16 protein-coding genes are annotated in these 14,969 nt (G+C 71.5%); 10 read left to right on the top strand and 6 right to left on the bottom strand.

Translation table 11 applies throughout. The features are described 5' to 3' along the window. Positions 1-300: 300 nt before the first annotated feature. The 10 genes from flgN to JUB10_RS07190 all read left to right on the top strand — a co-directional run bounded on the left by flgN (position 301) and on the right by JUB10_RS07190 (position 7,662). Positions 301-837 (top strand): flagellar export chaperone FlgN, encoded by a 537-nt coding sequence (gene flgN / locus JUB10_RS07235; protein ID WP_242682325.1) that lies wholly within the window; start codon positions 301-303, stop codon positions 835-837. Continuing rightward, positions 834-2,198: a flagellar hook-associated protein FlgK gene (gene flgK / locus JUB10_RS07230; protein WP_207455028.1), complete on the top strand. Its 1,365-nt coding sequence runs from the start codon at positions 834-836 to the stop codon at positions 2,196-2,198. The genes flgN and flgK overlap by 4 nt, the downstream gene beginning before the upstream one ends. Beyond that, complete coding sequence (locus JUB10_RS07225) at positions 2,198-3,085, top strand: flagellin N-terminal helical domain-containing protein (protein ID WP_207455027.1); 888 nt, start codon at positions 2,198-2,200, stop codon at positions 3,083-3,085. Before flgK ends, JUB10_RS07225 begins: the two co-directional genes overlap by 1 nt. Then, positions 3,082-3,456: a flagellar assembly protein FliW gene (fliW, locus tag JUB10_RS07220; protein WP_207455026.1), complete on the top strand. Its 375-nt coding sequence runs from the start codon at positions 3,082-3,084 to the stop codon at positions 3,454-3,456. The genes JUB10_RS07225 and fliW overlap by 4 nt, the downstream gene beginning before the upstream one ends. 64 nt (positions 3,457-3,520) lie before the next feature. Continuing rightward, positions 3,521-4,111, top strand: coding sequence for a GNAT family N-acetyltransferase (locus tag JUB10_RS07215; protein ID WP_307859136.1), 591 nt, complete (start codon positions 3,521-3,523; stop codon positions 4,109-4,111). 30 nt (positions 4,112-4,141) lie between these two features. Further along, a complete protein-coding gene (locus tag JUB10_RS07210) occupies positions 4,142-4,849 on the top strand; it encodes a histidine phosphatase family protein (protein WP_207455024.1) in 708 nt (235 codons plus the stop codon). Further along, positions 4,833-5,693: an NAD(P)H-hydrate dehydratase gene (locus JUB10_RS07205; protein WP_207455023.1), complete on the top strand. Its 861-nt coding sequence runs from the start codon at positions 4,833-4,835 to the stop codon at positions 5,691-5,693. The genes JUB10_RS07210 and JUB10_RS07205 overlap by 17 nt, the downstream gene beginning before the upstream one ends. A 37-nt stretch (positions 5,694-5,730) precedes the next feature. Next, positions 5,731-6,078: a chorismate mutase gene (locus tag JUB10_RS07200; protein ID WP_242682324.1), complete on the top strand. Its 348-nt coding sequence runs from the start codon at positions 5,731-5,733 to the stop codon at positions 6,076-6,078. Between the two features lie 31 nt (positions 6,079-6,109). Continuing rightward, positions 6,110-6,673, top strand: coding sequence for a dihydrofolate reductase family protein (locus JUB10_RS07195; RefSeq protein ID WP_207455022.1), 564 nt, complete (start codon positions 6,110-6,112; stop codon positions 6,671-6,673). 68 nt (positions 6,674-6,741) lie between these two features. Next, on the top strand, positions 6,742-7,662 hold the full coding sequence (locus JUB10_RS07190; protein ID WP_307859135.1) for an SDR family NAD(P)-dependent oxidoreductase: 921 nt from the start codon (positions 6,742-6,744) through the stop codon (positions 7,660-7,662). 52 nt (positions 7,663-7,714) lie between these two features. On the opposite strand, the gene JUB10_RS07185 is transcribed toward JUB10_RS07190, so the two are convergent. The 6 genes from JUB10_RS07185 to ddaH form a co-directional block, all read right to left on the bottom strand. Then, complete coding sequence (locus JUB10_RS07185; RefSeq protein ID WP_207455020.1) at positions 7,715-8,992, bottom strand: uracil-xanthine permease family protein; 1,278 nt, start codon at positions 8,990-8,992, stop codon at positions 7,715-7,717. Between the two features lie 190 nt (positions 8,993-9,182). Next, the gene (gene purL / locus JUB10_RS07180; protein ID WP_207455977.1) at positions 9,183-11,540 is read right to left on the bottom strand and encodes a phosphoribosylformylglycinamidine synthase subunit PurL; all 2,358 of its coding nucleotides are present in this window, start codon (positions 11,538-11,540) and stop codon (positions 9,183-9,185) included. 227 nt (positions 11,541-11,767) lie between these two features. Continuing rightward, positions 11,768-12,733 carry a DUF559 domain-containing protein gene (locus JUB10_RS07175; protein WP_207455019.1) on the bottom strand — a complete coding sequence of 322 codons (966 nt, stop codon included), beginning with the start codon at positions 12,731-12,733 and terminating at the stop codon, positions 11,768-11,770. Positions 12,734-12,919: 186 nt separating this feature from the next. Beyond that, the gene (gene purQ / locus JUB10_RS07170) at positions 12,920-13,618 is read right to left on the bottom strand and encodes a phosphoribosylformylglycinamidine synthase subunit PurQ (RefSeq protein ID WP_207455018.1); all 699 of its coding nucleotides are present in this window, start codon (positions 13,616-13,618) and stop codon (positions 12,920-12,922) included. Beyond that, positions 13,618-13,890, bottom strand: coding sequence for a phosphoribosylformylglycinamidine synthase subunit PurS (purS, locus tag JUB10_RS07165; RefSeq protein ID WP_207455017.1), 273 nt, complete (start codon positions 13,888-13,890; stop codon positions 13,618-13,620). The genes purQ and purS overlap by 1 nt, the downstream gene beginning before the upstream one ends. A gap of 297 nt (positions 13,891-14,187) precedes the next feature. Continuing rightward, complete coding sequence (ddaH, locus tag JUB10_RS07160) at positions 14,188-14,958, bottom strand: dimethylargininase (protein WP_207455016.1); 771 nt, start codon at positions 14,956-14,958, stop codon at positions 14,188-14,190. Positions 14,959-14,969: the final 11 nt, after the last annotated feature.

The following is a 14,969-nucleotide window of genomic DNA, read 5'->3' as shown; positions in this document are numbered from 1 at the left end:
CGTTCGTGCTTCTCCGCATGCGGCATGGGGTACATGCCGCATCCGACATCGCGCGTCGCCGTCATCGGAGATCACGCTGCGGCGCCTCGGTAAGAGACGGTGTTGCGCGTGTCTCTGTATTTCGCGAGGCGCGAGCGTCAGTGAACCAGTACCGATGTGCCGCTACAACGAAACGCCACCCCCCCAGTACGGGGGACCTCCCAATTGGTGGGACAGGGCACGCGAAGAGGACATTCGGGGTACAGGAATTGTCAGTTGACGGGGCTAACATTCCGGGAACTACGGCCGATTGTCCTCGTCATGCAGCTGCAGATGGAGGACATCGGGGCCGGGACCATCCCCGGGCTCGCGTCGGCGAACACGAGGGGGAATCCCATGGGCGCGACCGAGCTCTCCGCACTGCTCTGGCGCGAACGCGAGTGGCTCGAGCTGCTGGTGTTCAAGCTCGAGGTGCAGCAGCTGCTGCTCACCGCCGGCCGCTCGCGCTGGGTCGAGCGCTCGAGCCGGGAGGTCGAGCACGTCGTGCGCTCCCTCCGCGAGGCCAGCCTGGCCCGCACCCTCGAGAGCGAGGCCCTCGCCGAGGAGTGGGGTCTGCCGGCGGATGCCACGCTGCGCGACCTCGCCGACGTGAAGAACCAGCCGACCTGGTCGGACCTGCTCTCCTCGCACCTCCGCGCCCTCGTGGAACTGGCCGACCAGGTCGCCCAGCTCCGCGCCTCCAACGAGCAGCTGCTGCGGTCGTCGCTCCGCTCCACCCAGGAGACCATCGCCGACCACCAGCCGCCGGCCACGCGCCGAGACGGCGACGTCGCGCGCTTCCTCGACGAGGACCTGTGAGCGGCTTCTCCGGCCTCAACTCGGCCTACACCGCGCTCGTCGCCGCGCGCGCCGGCATGGACGTCGTCGGGCAGAACGTCGCGAACGCGACCACCGAGGGCTACACGCGCCAGCGCGTCGTGAGCTCGGCGATCACCGCACCGCCGTCGGTGTCGCCCCGCGCGGGGGCGGGAGTCGCGGTCGACTCCATCGCTCGGCTCGGCGACGGGCAGCTCGACGCTCGCGTGCGCCTCACCGCCGCCACCGCGGGCTACACGTCCTTCCGCGCGGGCGCCCTCGCGGCGATCGAAAAGGGCACGCACGAACCCGGCGAGGGCGGGCTCTCGGCTCGGCTCGATGCCTTCTGGTCGGCGTGGGCCGACGTTGCGAACGAGCCCGGGGAGGCGGCGCCTGCCTCCGTGCTGCTGCAGACCGCCGGCACGCTCGTGTCCCAGCTCGCTGCCGGGCGCGAGGCCCTGACGACGCAGTGGGCACAGGCGCGGTCGGATGCCGAGGCGCTGGTGGCCTCCGCGAACGACGCCGCGGCCCGGTTCGCTCAACTCAACGTGCAGATCCGCGACGGGCTCGCGGCGGGCGGTTCCGTGAACGAATTGCTCGACCGACGCGAGGTGCTCGCCGCAGACCTCTCCGCGACCCTCGGCGCCACGCTGCGGCCTCAGGCCGACGGGACCGTCGACGTCGTGGTCGACGGGGACGCGCTTGTGTCCGGAGGAACGGCGCGGAGCCTCACCGTCGCGGGCGACAGGACCTACAGCGATGCCCCGACGGCCTCCGTTCGGATCGAATGGACCCACCGCACCGGCGTGGCAGTGACCGTCAGCGGCGGCGAAGTCGCCGGCGCGCTGTCGGTGCTCGGTGAGGACGGGCCGATACGCGGGGCCGTGAACAGTTACGACGCTGTTGCTGCCGCGCTCGTCGAGACCGTCAACGGTGTGTACGCCGAGAAGAACGTGCCCTACAAGTTCTTCGACGAGACTGCGCCGGTGACCGCTGCAACGCTGAGGGTCCTGCCGGAACAAGCGGCCGACGTCACCGCCGGCACGGGCGCCCTCGACGGCTCGATCGCCGAGTCGATCTCGAAACTCCGCGGCACCGACGCCGGGGCCGGTCGCGTCTGGGCCGACTTCGTCTCCTCAATCGGTACGCAGGCGCGGGACGCGGCGAAGGCGAGCGAACTCGCCGATCTCGCGGCATCGACCGCTGTGGACGCCCAGCAGTCGGGGGCCGCGGTCGACATGGACGAGGAGAACGTCAACCTGCTGATGTACCAGCGCGCGTATCAGGGTGCGGCCCGCGTGCTGACGACCGTTGACGAGATGCTCGACGTGCTGATCAACCGCACCGGAGTGGTGGGCCGCTGATGATCGGACGGATCACGGATCAGTCGCTGCTGCGCGCCGCGCAGAGCAACCTGCAGTCGAGCAAGAACACGCTCGCCGTCGCGCAGGAGCGGGCCTCGTCGCTCGCCGCGATCGGCAAGCCCTCCGACGACCCCCGCGGCGCGGTGACGAGCATGCAGGTGCGGTCCGACATCGCCGCCAACGCGCAGCACGCCCGCAACGCCGACAATGCGGAGGGCTGGCTCACCACGATCGACTCGGCGCTCTCGCGCAGCACCGAGCTCGTTGGGCGGGCGCGCGTGCTGCTGCTCCAGGGCTCCAACGACGGCTCGATGTCGCAGACGGCACGCGACGCGATCGCGGCAGAGCTCACCGGCCTGCGCGACAGCCTTCTTCAGCAGGCCAACTCGACGTACCTCGGCCGCAGCGTCTTCGCGGGCACCAGCGACGCGGGCAGCGCGTTCGGATCTGGCCCCGACTACGACGCGACACCGGTGTCCGGTGTGGTGAACCGCGAGATCGCGGAGGGCGTGACCGTCCGCGTGGATGCCGACGGCGCGAAGATCTTCGGCGAAGGCGACAACAGCGTGTTCCGGGTGCTTGACGATCTGGCCGCGAAGTTGAAGTTGGGCACCTCGATCTCCGGCGACATCGCGCGCTTCGATCAAGTCACCGCCGGTATCGTGGGCGCGAGCGCGGAGGTCGGCTCGCGGCACTCGCTCGTGCTCCGTACGCAGGAGGATCTGATGGCCCGCAACGTCGAGCTCGAGACGAGCCGCGCCGGCGTCGAGGACCTCGACCTCGCCGAGCAGCTGCTCGAGCTGCAGTTCCAGGAGAACGCCTACCAGCGCGCCCTCGCCGTCACCGCCCGAGCCCTGCCCGCCACCCTCCTGGACTACCTCCGATGAGCGCCACCCTCAGCCTGCTCGAGCCGCCGCCCGGGCTCGCCCCGCACCGCAGCTTCGAACTCCGAGAACTCGACGGCGCCCCCGGCGTCTTCGCCATGGAGTCGACGGACGGGCCGCTGCGCGTGTTCGTGCTCGACGCGTCGGTGCACGCGGCGACGTACCAGCCGGAGCTCTCCGACGAGGATGCCTCGCGCCTCGGCATCACCGCACCGGAGGACGCCCTCGTGCTCCTCGTCGCGACGCCGCACGACGCCGGCATCCGGGTCAACCTGCTCGCGCCCATCGTGGTCAACGCGACGACGGGGGTCGGCAACCAGGTGATCCTCGACCAGGACCTGCCGCTGGCCGCCGAGCTGCCCCTCGCGAACTGAGCTCGCGACCCGCTCGACCGTGTCGGCCCGTCGCCCCACGCCCGCTTCGCTGAGCGGGCGCTTCGTGCGCCTCGAACCGCTGACCGAGGAGCACTACGGCGACCTCTTCGCCGCCATCGCCCGGCCCGAGGTCTTCGCCGGCGGCTACGGCGGCGGTCCGGCCGGGCTGCCCACGGATGCCGCCAACTTCCGCGCCTTCGCCGACGCGTACTACAACCGGGAGCGCAACAACCCCTACGTCGTCCGCCTCGTCGGCGGACCGGCCGACGGCCTCGTCGTCGGCACCTCGACGCTCGGGGACTTCGACGAGCCGAACGAGGCGACCCACCGCGGCTGGACCGCCTACGCGCCCGAGGTCTGGCGCACCGCGGTGAACGCCGAGACGAAGCTGCTGCTGCTCGGGCTCGCGTTCGACTCGGGCTTCGGCCGCGTGAAAATCCAGGCCGACGTGCTGAACGAGCGCTCCCGCGCCGCGATCGCGGGCATCGGCGCGACCTTCGAGGGCATCGTGCGCCGCGACAAGCGACGGGCGGATGGCTCGTGGCGCGACGCCGCCGTGTTCAGCGTCATCGTGGACGACTGGCCGCGCGTGCGGGCGGGCCTCGAGAAGCGGCTCGCCGCGGCATCCGGACCCGTCGTACCGCGTCCGCGTTAACCTTCGGGTCGCCAGGGCTAGCGTGAGGGGATGACGGTCACGCGGCTGACGCTCCTGAGACATGGCGAGAGCGAGGCCAACGTGGCCGCCGCCGAGGCGGAGCGCCGCGGCGACGAGCGCATCGCCGTGCCGGCCCGCGACGCCGACGTCGAGCTCACGGAGCTCGGCCGCCGGCAGGCGGAGGCGACCGGCCGCCACCTCGCCACGCTGCCGGCGCCGCAGCAGGTGTGGGTCTCGCCCTACGTCCGCGCTCGTCAGACCGCTGCGATCGCGCTGGAGACCGCCGGCTTCAGCCCCGAGGTCACGGTCGACGAGCGGCTGCGCGACCGGGAACTCGGCATCCTCGATGCGCTGACGTCGCGCGGCGTCGACGCGCTCCACCCCGCCGAGGCCGAGCGCCGGCGCTGGCACGGCAAGTTCTACTACCGCCCGCCGGGCGGCGAGTCGTGGGCGGATGTCGCGCTGCGGCTGCGCAGCCTGCTGCGCGACCTCGACGACGTCGACGGGGAGGTGCTCGTCGTCACCCACGACGCCGTGGTGACGCTGTTCCGCTACGTGTGCGAGCGGTTCGAGGAGCGCCCCCTGCTCGACGAGGCGCGCGCGAACCCCATGCCGAACGCCGCCCTCACCCGCCTGGCCCGCACCGCCGGCGGCTGGACCGCCGAGAGCGTCAACGACGTCGCTCACCTGGCCGAGATCACCACCCACCGAGGAGAGACCGATGGCACCCGCGTCTGAAACCGTCGACCGCGCCCTGCTCGCCTCGATGCCGCTGCCGCAGCCGGGCAGCTCGAAGAACGACCGCGGCGACGTGCTCGTCGTCGGCGGCGCCCGCAAGACCCCGGGCGCCGCAGCCCTCGCCGGCCACGGCGCGCTGCGGGTCGGCGCCGGGCGGCTGACCATCGCCGTCGCCGAGTCGGTCGCGCCCGCCCTCGCCGTCGCGTTCCCCGAAGCCGGCGTCGTCGGGCTGCCGGAGACACCCGGTGGCAGCGTCGCGGGCACCGCCGCCGACGCGCTGAAGGGCGAGACCGAGGCCGGCGTCGTCGTCGTCGGCCCCGGGCTCGACGATCCGGACGAGGCCGCCACGCTGCTCGAGCACCTGGTGCCGATGCTCGACGCGGAGACGCCCGTGCTGCTCGACGCCTACGCGCTGGGTTGCCTGGCGACGCACGACGAACTGCGCTCGGCCGTACGCGGCCCGCTCATCCTCACCCCGAACGAGACCGAGGCAGGGTTCCTGCTCGGGCGCGACGTCGACGACCTGGCGGCGGATGTCGCCGAGATCGCCCGCCGCTTCGACGCCGTGGTCACGTGCCGCGACTACGTCGCGGACGGCTCGGGCCGCCTCCTCACCGCCCCCGTCGGCGGTCCGGGGCTCGGCACCTCGGGCAGCGGCGACGTGCTCTCTGGCGCGGTGGCGGGGCTCGTCGCGCGCGGGGCGTCGCCCCTCGAGGCATCCGTCTGGGGCACCTACCTGCACGGCGCGGCCGGCAACCGACTCGCGGCGCGGATCGGCCCGCTCGGCTACCTCGCGCGGGAACTCGCGGACGAGCTCACGCCGACCCTCGCCTCGCTGGCCTGACCGCCGCGGAAGGAGTGGGCTTCGCTACGCTCGACCCATGGACGCTCGACCGATGGATCTGACCGGCAGGCCGCTGAGCGGTGACGAGCGCGAGGTGCTCGAGGAGCTCACCGAGATCAGGCACTCGATCGACAACATCGACGCCGCTCTCGTGCACATGCTCGCCGAGCGCTTCAAGCTGACCCAGCAGGTCGGGCGGCTCAAGGCGGCGAGCGGGCTGCCGGCGAGCGACCCGGAGCGGGAGCGTGTGCAGATCGCCCGCCTGCGCTCGCTCGCCGAGGAGTCCCGGCTCGACCCCGACTTCAGCGAGAAGTTCCTGAACTTCATCGTCGCCGAGGTGATCCAGCACCACGAGGCGCTCGGAGCCCCCACCTCCGCCGAGTGACGGTGTCGGTGGTCGCTCCTAACCTGCGCGCATGGGGAAGATCATCTTCGACACCGCGACGAGCCTGAACGGCTGGATCGCAGACGAGAACAACTCGCTGGCATGGCTCTTCGCCGTGCCCGGCGGCGAGTCCGCCGACGCGGAACTGCTGCCGCAGACCGCGACCGTGATGGTCGAGGGCTCCACGTCGTACGAGTGGGTGCTCGCCGAGTCAGACATCCTCGCGAACCCGGAGAAGTGGCGCGAGTTCCACGGCGACAAGCCCGTGTTCGTGTTCACGAGCAGGCAGCTGCCGAAGCCCGAGGGCGCCGACATCCGCTTCGTCTCAGGGTCGGTGGCCGACGTGCTGCCCGCCATCCGCGAGGCGGCCGGCGACGGCGACATCTGGGTCGTCGGCGGCGGCGACCTCGCCGGGCAGTTCCTCGACGCCGGCGCGCTCGACGAGATCGCGATCTCGGTGGCGCCGGTCGCGCTGACGGGCGGGGCGCCGCTGTTCCCGCGGCGGATCGAGTCGGATCGGCTGCACCTGGTGTCCGCGACCGCGGTCGGCGAATTCGCCCGGCTGATCTACGAGGTGCGTCCGGCGAACGGATGACCCGGCGCGGGCCGTCTCACAGGCGGCAGGCGGGCGACCCCCAGGCATCCGCTCCTAGGGTCGATCAGGTGACCTGGCTTCCCTCCCGCCTTCCCGCTTCGGCCGGCCGCACCTTCGTGGTGACCGGCGGCAACGCCGGCCTCGGCTACTTCGTGAGCGAGCAGCTCGCGTCGACCGGCGCCCACGTCGTGCTCGCCTCGCGCAGCCTCGAGCGGGCGGCGGCCGCTCAGCAGCGCATTCGCGAGAACGTTCCGGGCGCCTCGCTCGACGCGGTGCAGCTCGATCTCGCCGACTTCGCCTCCATCCGGCGCGCGGGTGAGGCCCTCGCCGAGTACGGGCGCCTCGACGGCCTCGTGCTCAACGCGGGGATCACGTCGGGTTCGCGCTGGCGCGAGATCACCCGCGACGGCCACGAGATGACCGTCGGCACGAACTACATCGGACACTTCCTGCTCACGGCGCTCGCCTGGCCGGCGCTCGCCCGCACGGCCGGCAGCCGCGTCGTCACGCTCGGGTCGCTCGCGACCGTGCAGGTGCCGCTCGACGCCGACGACCTGCAGAGCGAGCGCAAGTACAGCTTCTGGCGCTCCTACGGCTTCTCGAAGCACATGGCGCAGGGCTTCGGCTTCGAGCTCGACCGCCGGGCACGGGCCGCCGGACGGGACGTCACCACCGTCGTCTCGCACCCCGGGCTGTCGCTCGACACGCTCTCCAAGCGCCGCGAAGGGATCAACGACGTCACCCCGCTCGCCCGCGTCGCGCTCACACCGATGGCCGCCGCCGCCCAGGGCAAGAACCGGGGCGCCGCGCCCATCGTGCGTGCCGCGCTCGACCCGTCACTCGTCGGCGGCGAGTACGTCGGGCCGCAGTACCTGCTGAAGGGGCGGCCCGTGCTGCAGCAGCCCGTCGAGTCATCCGCCTCGCCGGAGTTCGGGCGGCGGCTGTGGGAGCTGTCGGAGGACTGGACCGGGCGGACGTTCGAGGTCTGAAACGAGGGAGGGCCGAGCGTGAATGCCCGGCCCTCCCGATCGCTCCGCGACGCTAGTGCGCCGCGCCCGGGACGTCCGTGCCCCGGAGCCGCCCGAGGAACGTCATCAGGTGGTAGATCACGAGCGACGCGACGGTGCCGAGAATGATGCCGCCGAACGACACCGCGCCCGCGTTGAGGGTGAAGTCACCGATCGCGATGATGAGGCCGACGCCCGCCGAGAACTGGTTCTTCGGACGGCTGAAGTCGACGCGGTTCTCGACCCAGATGCGCACGCCGATGATGCCGATCAGGCCGTAGAGCGCCGTCGTGATGCCGCCGAGCACGCCGGCGGGCACCGAGAAGATGATCGCGCCGACGACGGGGGAGAGGCCGAGCAGGATCGCGACGATTCCCGCGACCCAGTAGGCCGCGGTCGAGTAGACGCGGCTCGCGCTCATGACGCCGATGTTCTCGCCGTACGTGGTGGTGGGCGAGCCCCCGCCGATGCCGGCGATCACCGTGGCGAGGCCGTCGGCGAAGAGGGTGCGTCCGGCGAGCGGGTCGAGGTCGCGCTCGGTGAGCTGGCCGACGCCCTTCACGTGGCCGAGGTTCTCCGCGATGAGCGGCAGCACGACCGGCACGAACATCAGGTACACGGGCAGGTAGGCGAGGTCGAACACCGGGAGGGTGAACTCGGGCAGGCCGAACCAGGCGACGCCGGTCAGGTCGAGCGTCACCTCACCCGCGAGCGCGGCGACCGCGTAGCCGACGACGACGCCGATGAGGATCGCGAGGCGCCCGATGAGTCCCTTGAACAGCACCGAGACGAGCACGACCGTGAGCAGGGTGATCGACGCGATGACCGGGGAGGCCTCGAAGTTGTTCTTCGCGGCGGGTGCCAGGTTGAACCCGATCAGCGCGACGATCGTGCCGGCGACGACGGGCGGCATCACCGCGGAGAGCCAGCGGGTGCCCGAGAGGTTGACGATCACACCGACGAGGGCGAGCAGGATGCCGACGACGATCACGCCGCCGAGCGCGACGCCGCGGCCGTTCGACTCGACGGCCGCGACGAGCGGCGCGATGAACGCGAACGAGGAGCCGAGGTAGCTCGGCATCCGGTTCTTGGTGATCAGCAGGAACAGCAGCGTGCCCAGCCCGGAGAACAGCAGCGTCGTCGACGGCGGGAACCCGGTGAGCAGCGGCACGAGGAACGTCGCGCCGAACATCGCGACGACGTGCTGAGCGCCGAGGCCGATCGTGCGCGGCCAGCTCAGTCGCTCCTCCGGAAGGACGATCGCGGATGCCTCGACGGTGCGACCGTCTCCGTGCGTTTTCCAGATGGCCATGATGCTCCGCCTTCCCGACGCCGCCGTGGCGCCCGGTGAACCGTACCGGCGTCTCGTTGCGGCCGTGTTTCGGCGCGCGGGTGCGTGCGGTGCATGGCCGGTAGGGCGGGTAGGGTCGCGCCGCCGTGCGGGAGTAACGACGAGGGCGCCCCCGCCGCAGCGGGAGCGCCCTCGTCGGTTGCGGGGTCGATCAGCCGATCGTCGCGCCGAAGTACTGCGGCAACGTGCCGCGCGAGGCCTCGCGCAGCTCGTCGATCGAGGCCGTGAACAGGTCCTGCACCTCGAGCGTGTCGCTCGTGGCATCCGTGACGCCGATGCGGAGCACGGGGTAGCCGCGGCCCTCGCAGAGCCCGAGGAAGCGAACGTCGTCCTCGCGCGGCACCGACACGATCACGCGGCCGGTCGACTCGCTGAACAGCGCGGTCGCGGCGTCGACGCCGTCGCGGTCGAGGATGTCGCCGAGCCAGACGCGCGCGCCGATGCCGAAGCGCAGCACGCTCTCGACGAGCGCCTGAGCGAGACCGCCGTCGGCGAGGTCGTGGGCGCTACCGATGAGCGACTCCTGCGCGGCGCCGTGAAGCAGACCGGCGAGGTCCTTCTCGCGCTGCAGGTCGGCCTTCGGCGGGCGGCCGCCGAGGTGTCCGTGCACGGTCCCGGCCCACGCCGAGCCGTCGAGCTCGAGGTCGGTCGTGCCGAGGAGGTAGATGTTGTGGCCGTCGTCCTGCCAACCGGACGGGATGCGGCGGGCGACGTCGTCGACGATGCCGAGCACGCCGACGACGGGCGTCGGGTGAATCGGCTGGTCGCCGGTCTGGTTGTAGAACGAGACGTTGCCGCCGGTCACGGGAATCTCGAGCTCGAGGCATCCGTCGCTGATGCCCTCGACGGCCCGCTTGAACTGCCACATGACCTCGGGGTTCTCCGGGCTGCCGAAGTTGAGGCAGTCGCTGACCGCGACGGGGGTGGCGCCGGTGACGGCGACGTTGCGGTACGCCTCGGCAAGGGCGAGGCGGGCGCCCTCATACGGATCGAGCTGGCAGTAGCGGCCGTTCGCGTCGGTGGCGACGGCGAAGCCCAGGCCCGACTCCTCGTCGACGCGCACCATGCCCCCGTCATCCGGGAAGCTCAGCGCGGTGTTGCCGAGCACGTACTTGTCGTACTGGTTCGTGATCCAGCTCTTGTCGGCGAGGTTCGCGCTCGCGACGAGGGCGAGCACGTCGCCCTTGATGTCGTCGCCGGCCGTCGGGCGGGGGAGGTTCGCCGCGGTGTCCTCGTTGAGGGCGTCGATCCAGCTCGGGTACTCGACGGGGCGCTCGTAGACGGGGCTGTCGACCGCGACAGTGCGCGGGTCGACGTTGACGATCTCCTCGCCGTGCCAGTTGATGACGAGGCGGCCGGTGTCGGTGACCTCGCCGAGCACGCTCGTCTCGACGTCCCACTTCTTGGTGACCGCGAGGAACGCGTCGAGCTTCTCGGGACGGACGACCGCCATCATCCGCTCCTGGCTCTCCGACATGAGGATCTCCTCGGCGGTGAGCGTGGGGTCGCGCAGCAGCACGTTGTCGAGCTCGATGTACATGCCGCCGTCGCCGTTCGAGGCGAGCTCGCTGGTCGCGCAGCTGATGCCGGCGGCGCCGAGGTCCTGGATGCCTTCGACGAGCTCGCCCTTGAACAGCTCGAGGCAGCACTCGATGAGCACCTTCTCGGCGAACGGGTCGCCGACCTGCACGGCGGGACGCTTGGTCGGGCCGCCGTCCTCGAACGTGTCGGATGCGAGGATCGACGCGCCGCCGATGCCGTCGCCGCCCGTGCGGGCGCCGAACAGCACGACCTTGTTGCCGACGCCGCGGGCGTTGGCGAGGTGCAGGTCCTCGTGGCGGAGCACGCCGACCGCGAGCGCGTTGACGAGCGGGTTGCCCTGGTACACCGGGTCGAAGTAGGTCTCGCCGCCCAGGTTCGGCAGGCCGAGGCAGTTGCCGTAGAAGCTGATGCCGCCGACGACGCCGTGCACCACGCGGGCGGTGTCGGGGTGGTCGATCGCGCCGAAGCGCAGCTGGTCCATGACCGCGACGGGGCGCGCGCCCATCGAGATGATGTCGCGGACGATGCCGCCGACACCCGTGGCCGCGCCCTGGAACGGCTCGACGTAGCTCGGGTGGTTGTGCGACTCGATCTTGAACGTGACCGCCCAGCCCTCGCCGACATCCACGACGCCGGCGTTCTCGCCCATGCCGACCATCAGCCGCTGCTTCATCGCGGGGCTGACCTTCTGGCCGAACTGGCGCAGGTAGATCTTCGAGCTCTTGTAGGAGCAGTGCTCGCTCCACATGACGGAGTACATGGCCAGCTCGCCGCTCGTGGGGCGGCGGCCGAGGATCTCCCGGATGCGCTGGTACTCGTCGGGCTTCAGCCCGAGGGCGGCGTAGGGCTGCTCCTTGTCGGGCGTCGCGACGGCGTTGGCGACACTGTCGACGGATGCCGCGGGGCGGCTGCCCGGCCGGGCGCCGTCGCCGGCCTGGCCGGTCTCGGTGCCGGCATCCGGACCCACCTGCACCACCGGCGCATCGGGGTTCGGCGTCGTCTCGGCGCTCACGCTCTGGCCGCTGGTCTCGGTGCTCACGGGGCTCGATCCTACCGGCGCGGCGGGGGACCGGGGCGGGGTGGTGCGCGGGGGTCGGGGTACCGGGTGGTGCGACTTCCCGCAACCGCCCTCCCGACTCCGAGAGCTCGGGTCTGAGCAGTCGCAAGCAGGCATCACTATGCCTCCCTGCGCTCTCAACGAACGTCGTACTGCCTGCTGTCTTCGTACGCCACCCTGATCCGGTGCTGCGTCGCCCCGGGGCTCGCCAGAATCCCGGCCTTCCTCACCCGGATCACTCGGAAGCCGGCGAGGTGAGCCGACTCCAACCGGTATTGGTCGTGCTCGTACTGGCGACTGTCCGTGCGGTGCTGCTCGCCGTCGTACTCGAGGAGCAGACGGCGCTCGGGCCACCCCATGTCGAACCAGCCGATGAGATTACCGCTGCGGTTCCTGACTGCGAGGTCCGTCTCGGGCTCGGGCAGCCCCGCGGAGACGGCGAGCAGCCGGAGTCGGGTCTCGAACGGAGAACTGACACCGGTGCGGGCAAGGCCGGCGGCAGTGCGCAACGCGCGGGCACCGCGACCACGATGGTTCTCGGCCGCTTCGACCAGCTGCTCGACCGTTGCGAGCGGGCGGATGTCGGTCGCGCGGCGGTACCGCGGCACGTGCACCATGGCGTCGGCGACCGCCACGATGTCCACCAGCGGAAGCGCGTGCAGCTCGACGAACAGCCGAATCGGCTCGGAGACGGGGAGCCCGAAGGGCGACCAGGCGCCCTGGTCGGTCGTCCGATGCCCGGTCACTCCGCGTCGCCGGAGAGGCGTGAGCGGTGCGGCCGCCGAGACGTGCACGGTAGGGTCGGCGAAACCCAGAGGGAGCGGGAGGTCCAGGAGCGCGACCGCGGTGAGATGCGAGAACCTGTCGCCCGATCGGAGGACCGGTTCGAGCGCGAGGCAGCGAGCCTTCGCACCCGCCCGGCCGACGAGGCCCGCCGGAGCAGCGGGGGTGCGAAGCCCGTGGAAGGGCGCTGCTAAGTCTGTGGCGGCGAGCCGATTCCGGGTCACACCCGCAGCTCGGGCCTCCGCCACGGTGAAGGCCCGGCCGAGGGTCGGCGGCAGTGCGGATCGCTGGTTCACGCCGACAGGGTGCAGGGCCGCCACTGCGAGGGCGGCCCTGGCGTCGCTGCCTGTGAGGTACTACGCGCGCCTGACGACTGAGGACGAGGACCGCCCGCGCGAGAGCGCAGATACGCCTAGTGCGCCTTTGGTGCCACTGCGCATTCTTGAGCTTTCGGGCCCGGCGTCGATGGTCTCGGCCCGCGGACGCGGGCTCGACCGCCCGGGGGCCTACGCCCGCGCGAGCAGCGCGTCCAGCGCCGAGGTGAAGAACCGCAGCCCGTCGACGCCCGACGCCATCGCGGCCTCGGTGTCGGGGCCGAAGCCCGGCTCGGTCGCGTGCTCGGGGTGGGGCATGAGTCCCACGACGTTGCCGCGCTCGTTGCAGACGCCCGCGATGTCGTTGATCGACCCGTTCGGGTTGACGTGCGTGTAGCGGAAGACCACCTGGCCCTCGCCCTCGATGCGCTCGATCGTGGCGGGGTCGGCGACGAAGCGACCGTCGGCGTTCTTGAGCGGGACGATGATCTCCTCGCCCTGCTCGAAGTGCGTGGTCCACGCCGTCGAGGCGTTCTCGACCGTCAGCACCTGGTCGCGGCGGATGAACTGCTGGTGCGCGTTGCGAGTGTGCGCGCCGGGCACGAGCCGCGCCTCCGCGAGCATCTGGAAACCGTTGCAGATGCCGAGCACGGGCATGCCCGAGTTCGCCGCGTCGATGACCTCGGCCATGATCGGCGAGCGCGACGCGATGGCGCCCGCGCGCAGGTAGTCGCCGTAACTGAAGCCGCCGGGCAGCACGAGGGCGTCGACGCCCTGCAGGTCGTGGTCGCCGTGCCACAGCGCGACGGGCTCGGCGCCGGCGAGGCGCACGCCGCGGCGGGCGTCGACGTCGTCGAGCGAGCCGGGGAAGGTGATGACGCCGATACGCATCAGTGGGTCTCCCCGGCGGGGCTCTCGTCGAGCACGCTCACGGAGACGACGTCCTCGATGACCGAGTTCGACAGCATCTCGACCGCGAGCTCGCGCACCTCGGTGAGGAGCGCCTCGTCGGCGGGGCCGTCGGTGGTGAGCTCGAACCGCTTGCCGATACGCACGCCCGTGAACGCGGACTTGCCGAGGCGCTCGAGGGCACCGGCGACAGCCTTGCCCTGAGGGTCGAGGATCTCGGCCTTCGGCATGACCTCGACGACGATCGTGGGCACAGCGGCTCCTTGGGGTTCAGTGCGGGGGACCGCTGCAATTGTAGGGCGGATGCCGCGGGCAGGCTTGGCCGAGGTAATCCGAGGCAGCGGGAAGCTGGAGACAGCGGCTCAAGCGGATGCCGCGGGCAGGCTCGGCCGGGGTCATCCGAGGGCCGCGGGAAGCTGCAGCACCCGCAGAGCGCGGATGCTGCGGGCTGATCAGCCGGGGTGCTCTGAGCAGTGGGAAGCCGGTGCGCCCGTGAGCCGGGGCCCGGCTCACCCCGGTTGCTCAACGCCGCAGCGGACACCCCGCCGAACTCAGAACTCCCGCTCGCGCACCCGCACCGACAGGCACGTGACGCACCCCTCGAGCTTCTCGAACTCGCCGACCGGCACCTCGAGCACGTCGAGGCCGCGGCCGCGCAGCAATTCCGCGGTCTCGGGCGCGTTGTCGGAGATGAGCACGCTGCGCTCGTCGAGCACGACGACGGCGTTGCCGTGCGCCTCGGGAACGGAGAGGAACTGCCCGAACAGCGACGCGTCGTCGACGAGCGGCGGGTAGCCGATCACGATGCCGTCGGGCAGCGCGGTCACGGCCGACTTCAGGTGCAGCACCTTCGTGACGGGCACGACGGTCACGACGTAGCCGCGGGGCTCGACGATCGCGCGGAGCTGGGCGATGCCCTCCGCGTTGGTGCGGCTCGACGCCCCGACGAAGATCTGCGGACCGATCTTCAGCACGTCGCCGCCCTCGAGGGTGCCGGGCGACGTGATGCGCGCAGTCTCGACGCCGAGCTGCTCGAGCGTGCGCGCCATCGACTCGACCTCGCCCTGCCGCGACTCTGCACCGGGGTTGGTGAGCACGGCGAGGTCGCCGAACATGACGACGACGTCCTCGACGAAGACGCCGTCCGGATGCTGGTCCGCGGCGTCCACCTCGACGATGTCCCAGCCCCGCGAGCGGTACGCGTCGACGTAGGCCTCCCACTGCCGGAGCGCGAGGTCGGGGTCGACCGGCTGACGGTCGAGATGGGTGAGCTCGCCGTCCTCGAGACGCGGCGAAGGACGGCGGACGAGCAGACGCTTCATGGCCGGAGCCT

The sequence above is a fragment of the Desertivibrio insolitus genome, from assembly GCF_017355965.1.
In the GTDB taxonomy this organism is placed as follows: Bacteria; Actinomycetota; Actinomycetes; order Actinomycetales; family Microbacteriaceae; genus JAFIQW01.
The sequence above is the reverse complement of the archived record's forward strand: the minus strand, read 5'-3'. Positions and strand labels throughout refer to the sequence as shown.

Excerpts from the sequence above, each read along its gene's own strand:
- fliW (WP_207455026.1), top strand. The coding sequence starts at position 3,082 with ATGAGCGCCACCCTCAGCCTGCTCGAGCCGCCGCCCGGGCTCGCCCCG.
- JUB10_RS07195 (WP_207455022.1), top strand. The coding sequence starts at position 6,110 with ATGGGGAAGATCATCTTCGACACCGCGACGAGCCTGAACGGCTGGATC.
- JUB10_RS07200 (WP_242682324.1), top strand. The coding sequence starts at position 5,731 with ATGGACGCTCGACCGATGGATCTGACCGGCAGGCCGCTGAGCGGTGAC.
- JUB10_RS07210 (WP_207455024.1), top strand. The coding sequence starts at position 4,142 with ATGACGGTCACGCGGCTGACGCTCCTGAGACATGGCGAGAGCGAGGCC.
- JUB10_RS07225 (WP_207455027.1), top strand. The coding sequence starts at position 2,198 with ATGATCGGACGGATCACGGATCAGTCGCTGCTGCGCGCCGCGCAGAGC.
- ddaH (WP_207455016.1), bottom strand. The coding sequence starts at position 14,958 with ATGAAGCGTCTGCTCGTCCGCCGTCCTTCGCCGCGTCTCGAGGACGGC.
- purQ (WP_207455018.1), bottom strand. The coding sequence starts at position 13,618 with ATGCGTATCGGCGTCATCACCTTCCCCGGCTCGCTCGACGACGTCGAC.
- JUB10_RS07205 (WP_207455023.1), top strand. The coding sequence starts at position 4,833 with ATGGCACCCGCGTCTGAAACCGTCGACCGCGCCCTGCTCGCCTCGATG.
- flgN (WP_242682325.1), top strand. The coding sequence starts at position 301 with ATGCAGCTGCAGATGGAGGACATCGGGGCCGGGACCATCCCCGGGCTC.
- JUB10_RS07185 (WP_207455020.1), bottom strand. The coding sequence starts at position 8,992 with ATGGCCATCTGGAAAACGCACGGAGACGGTCGCACCGTCGAGGCATCC.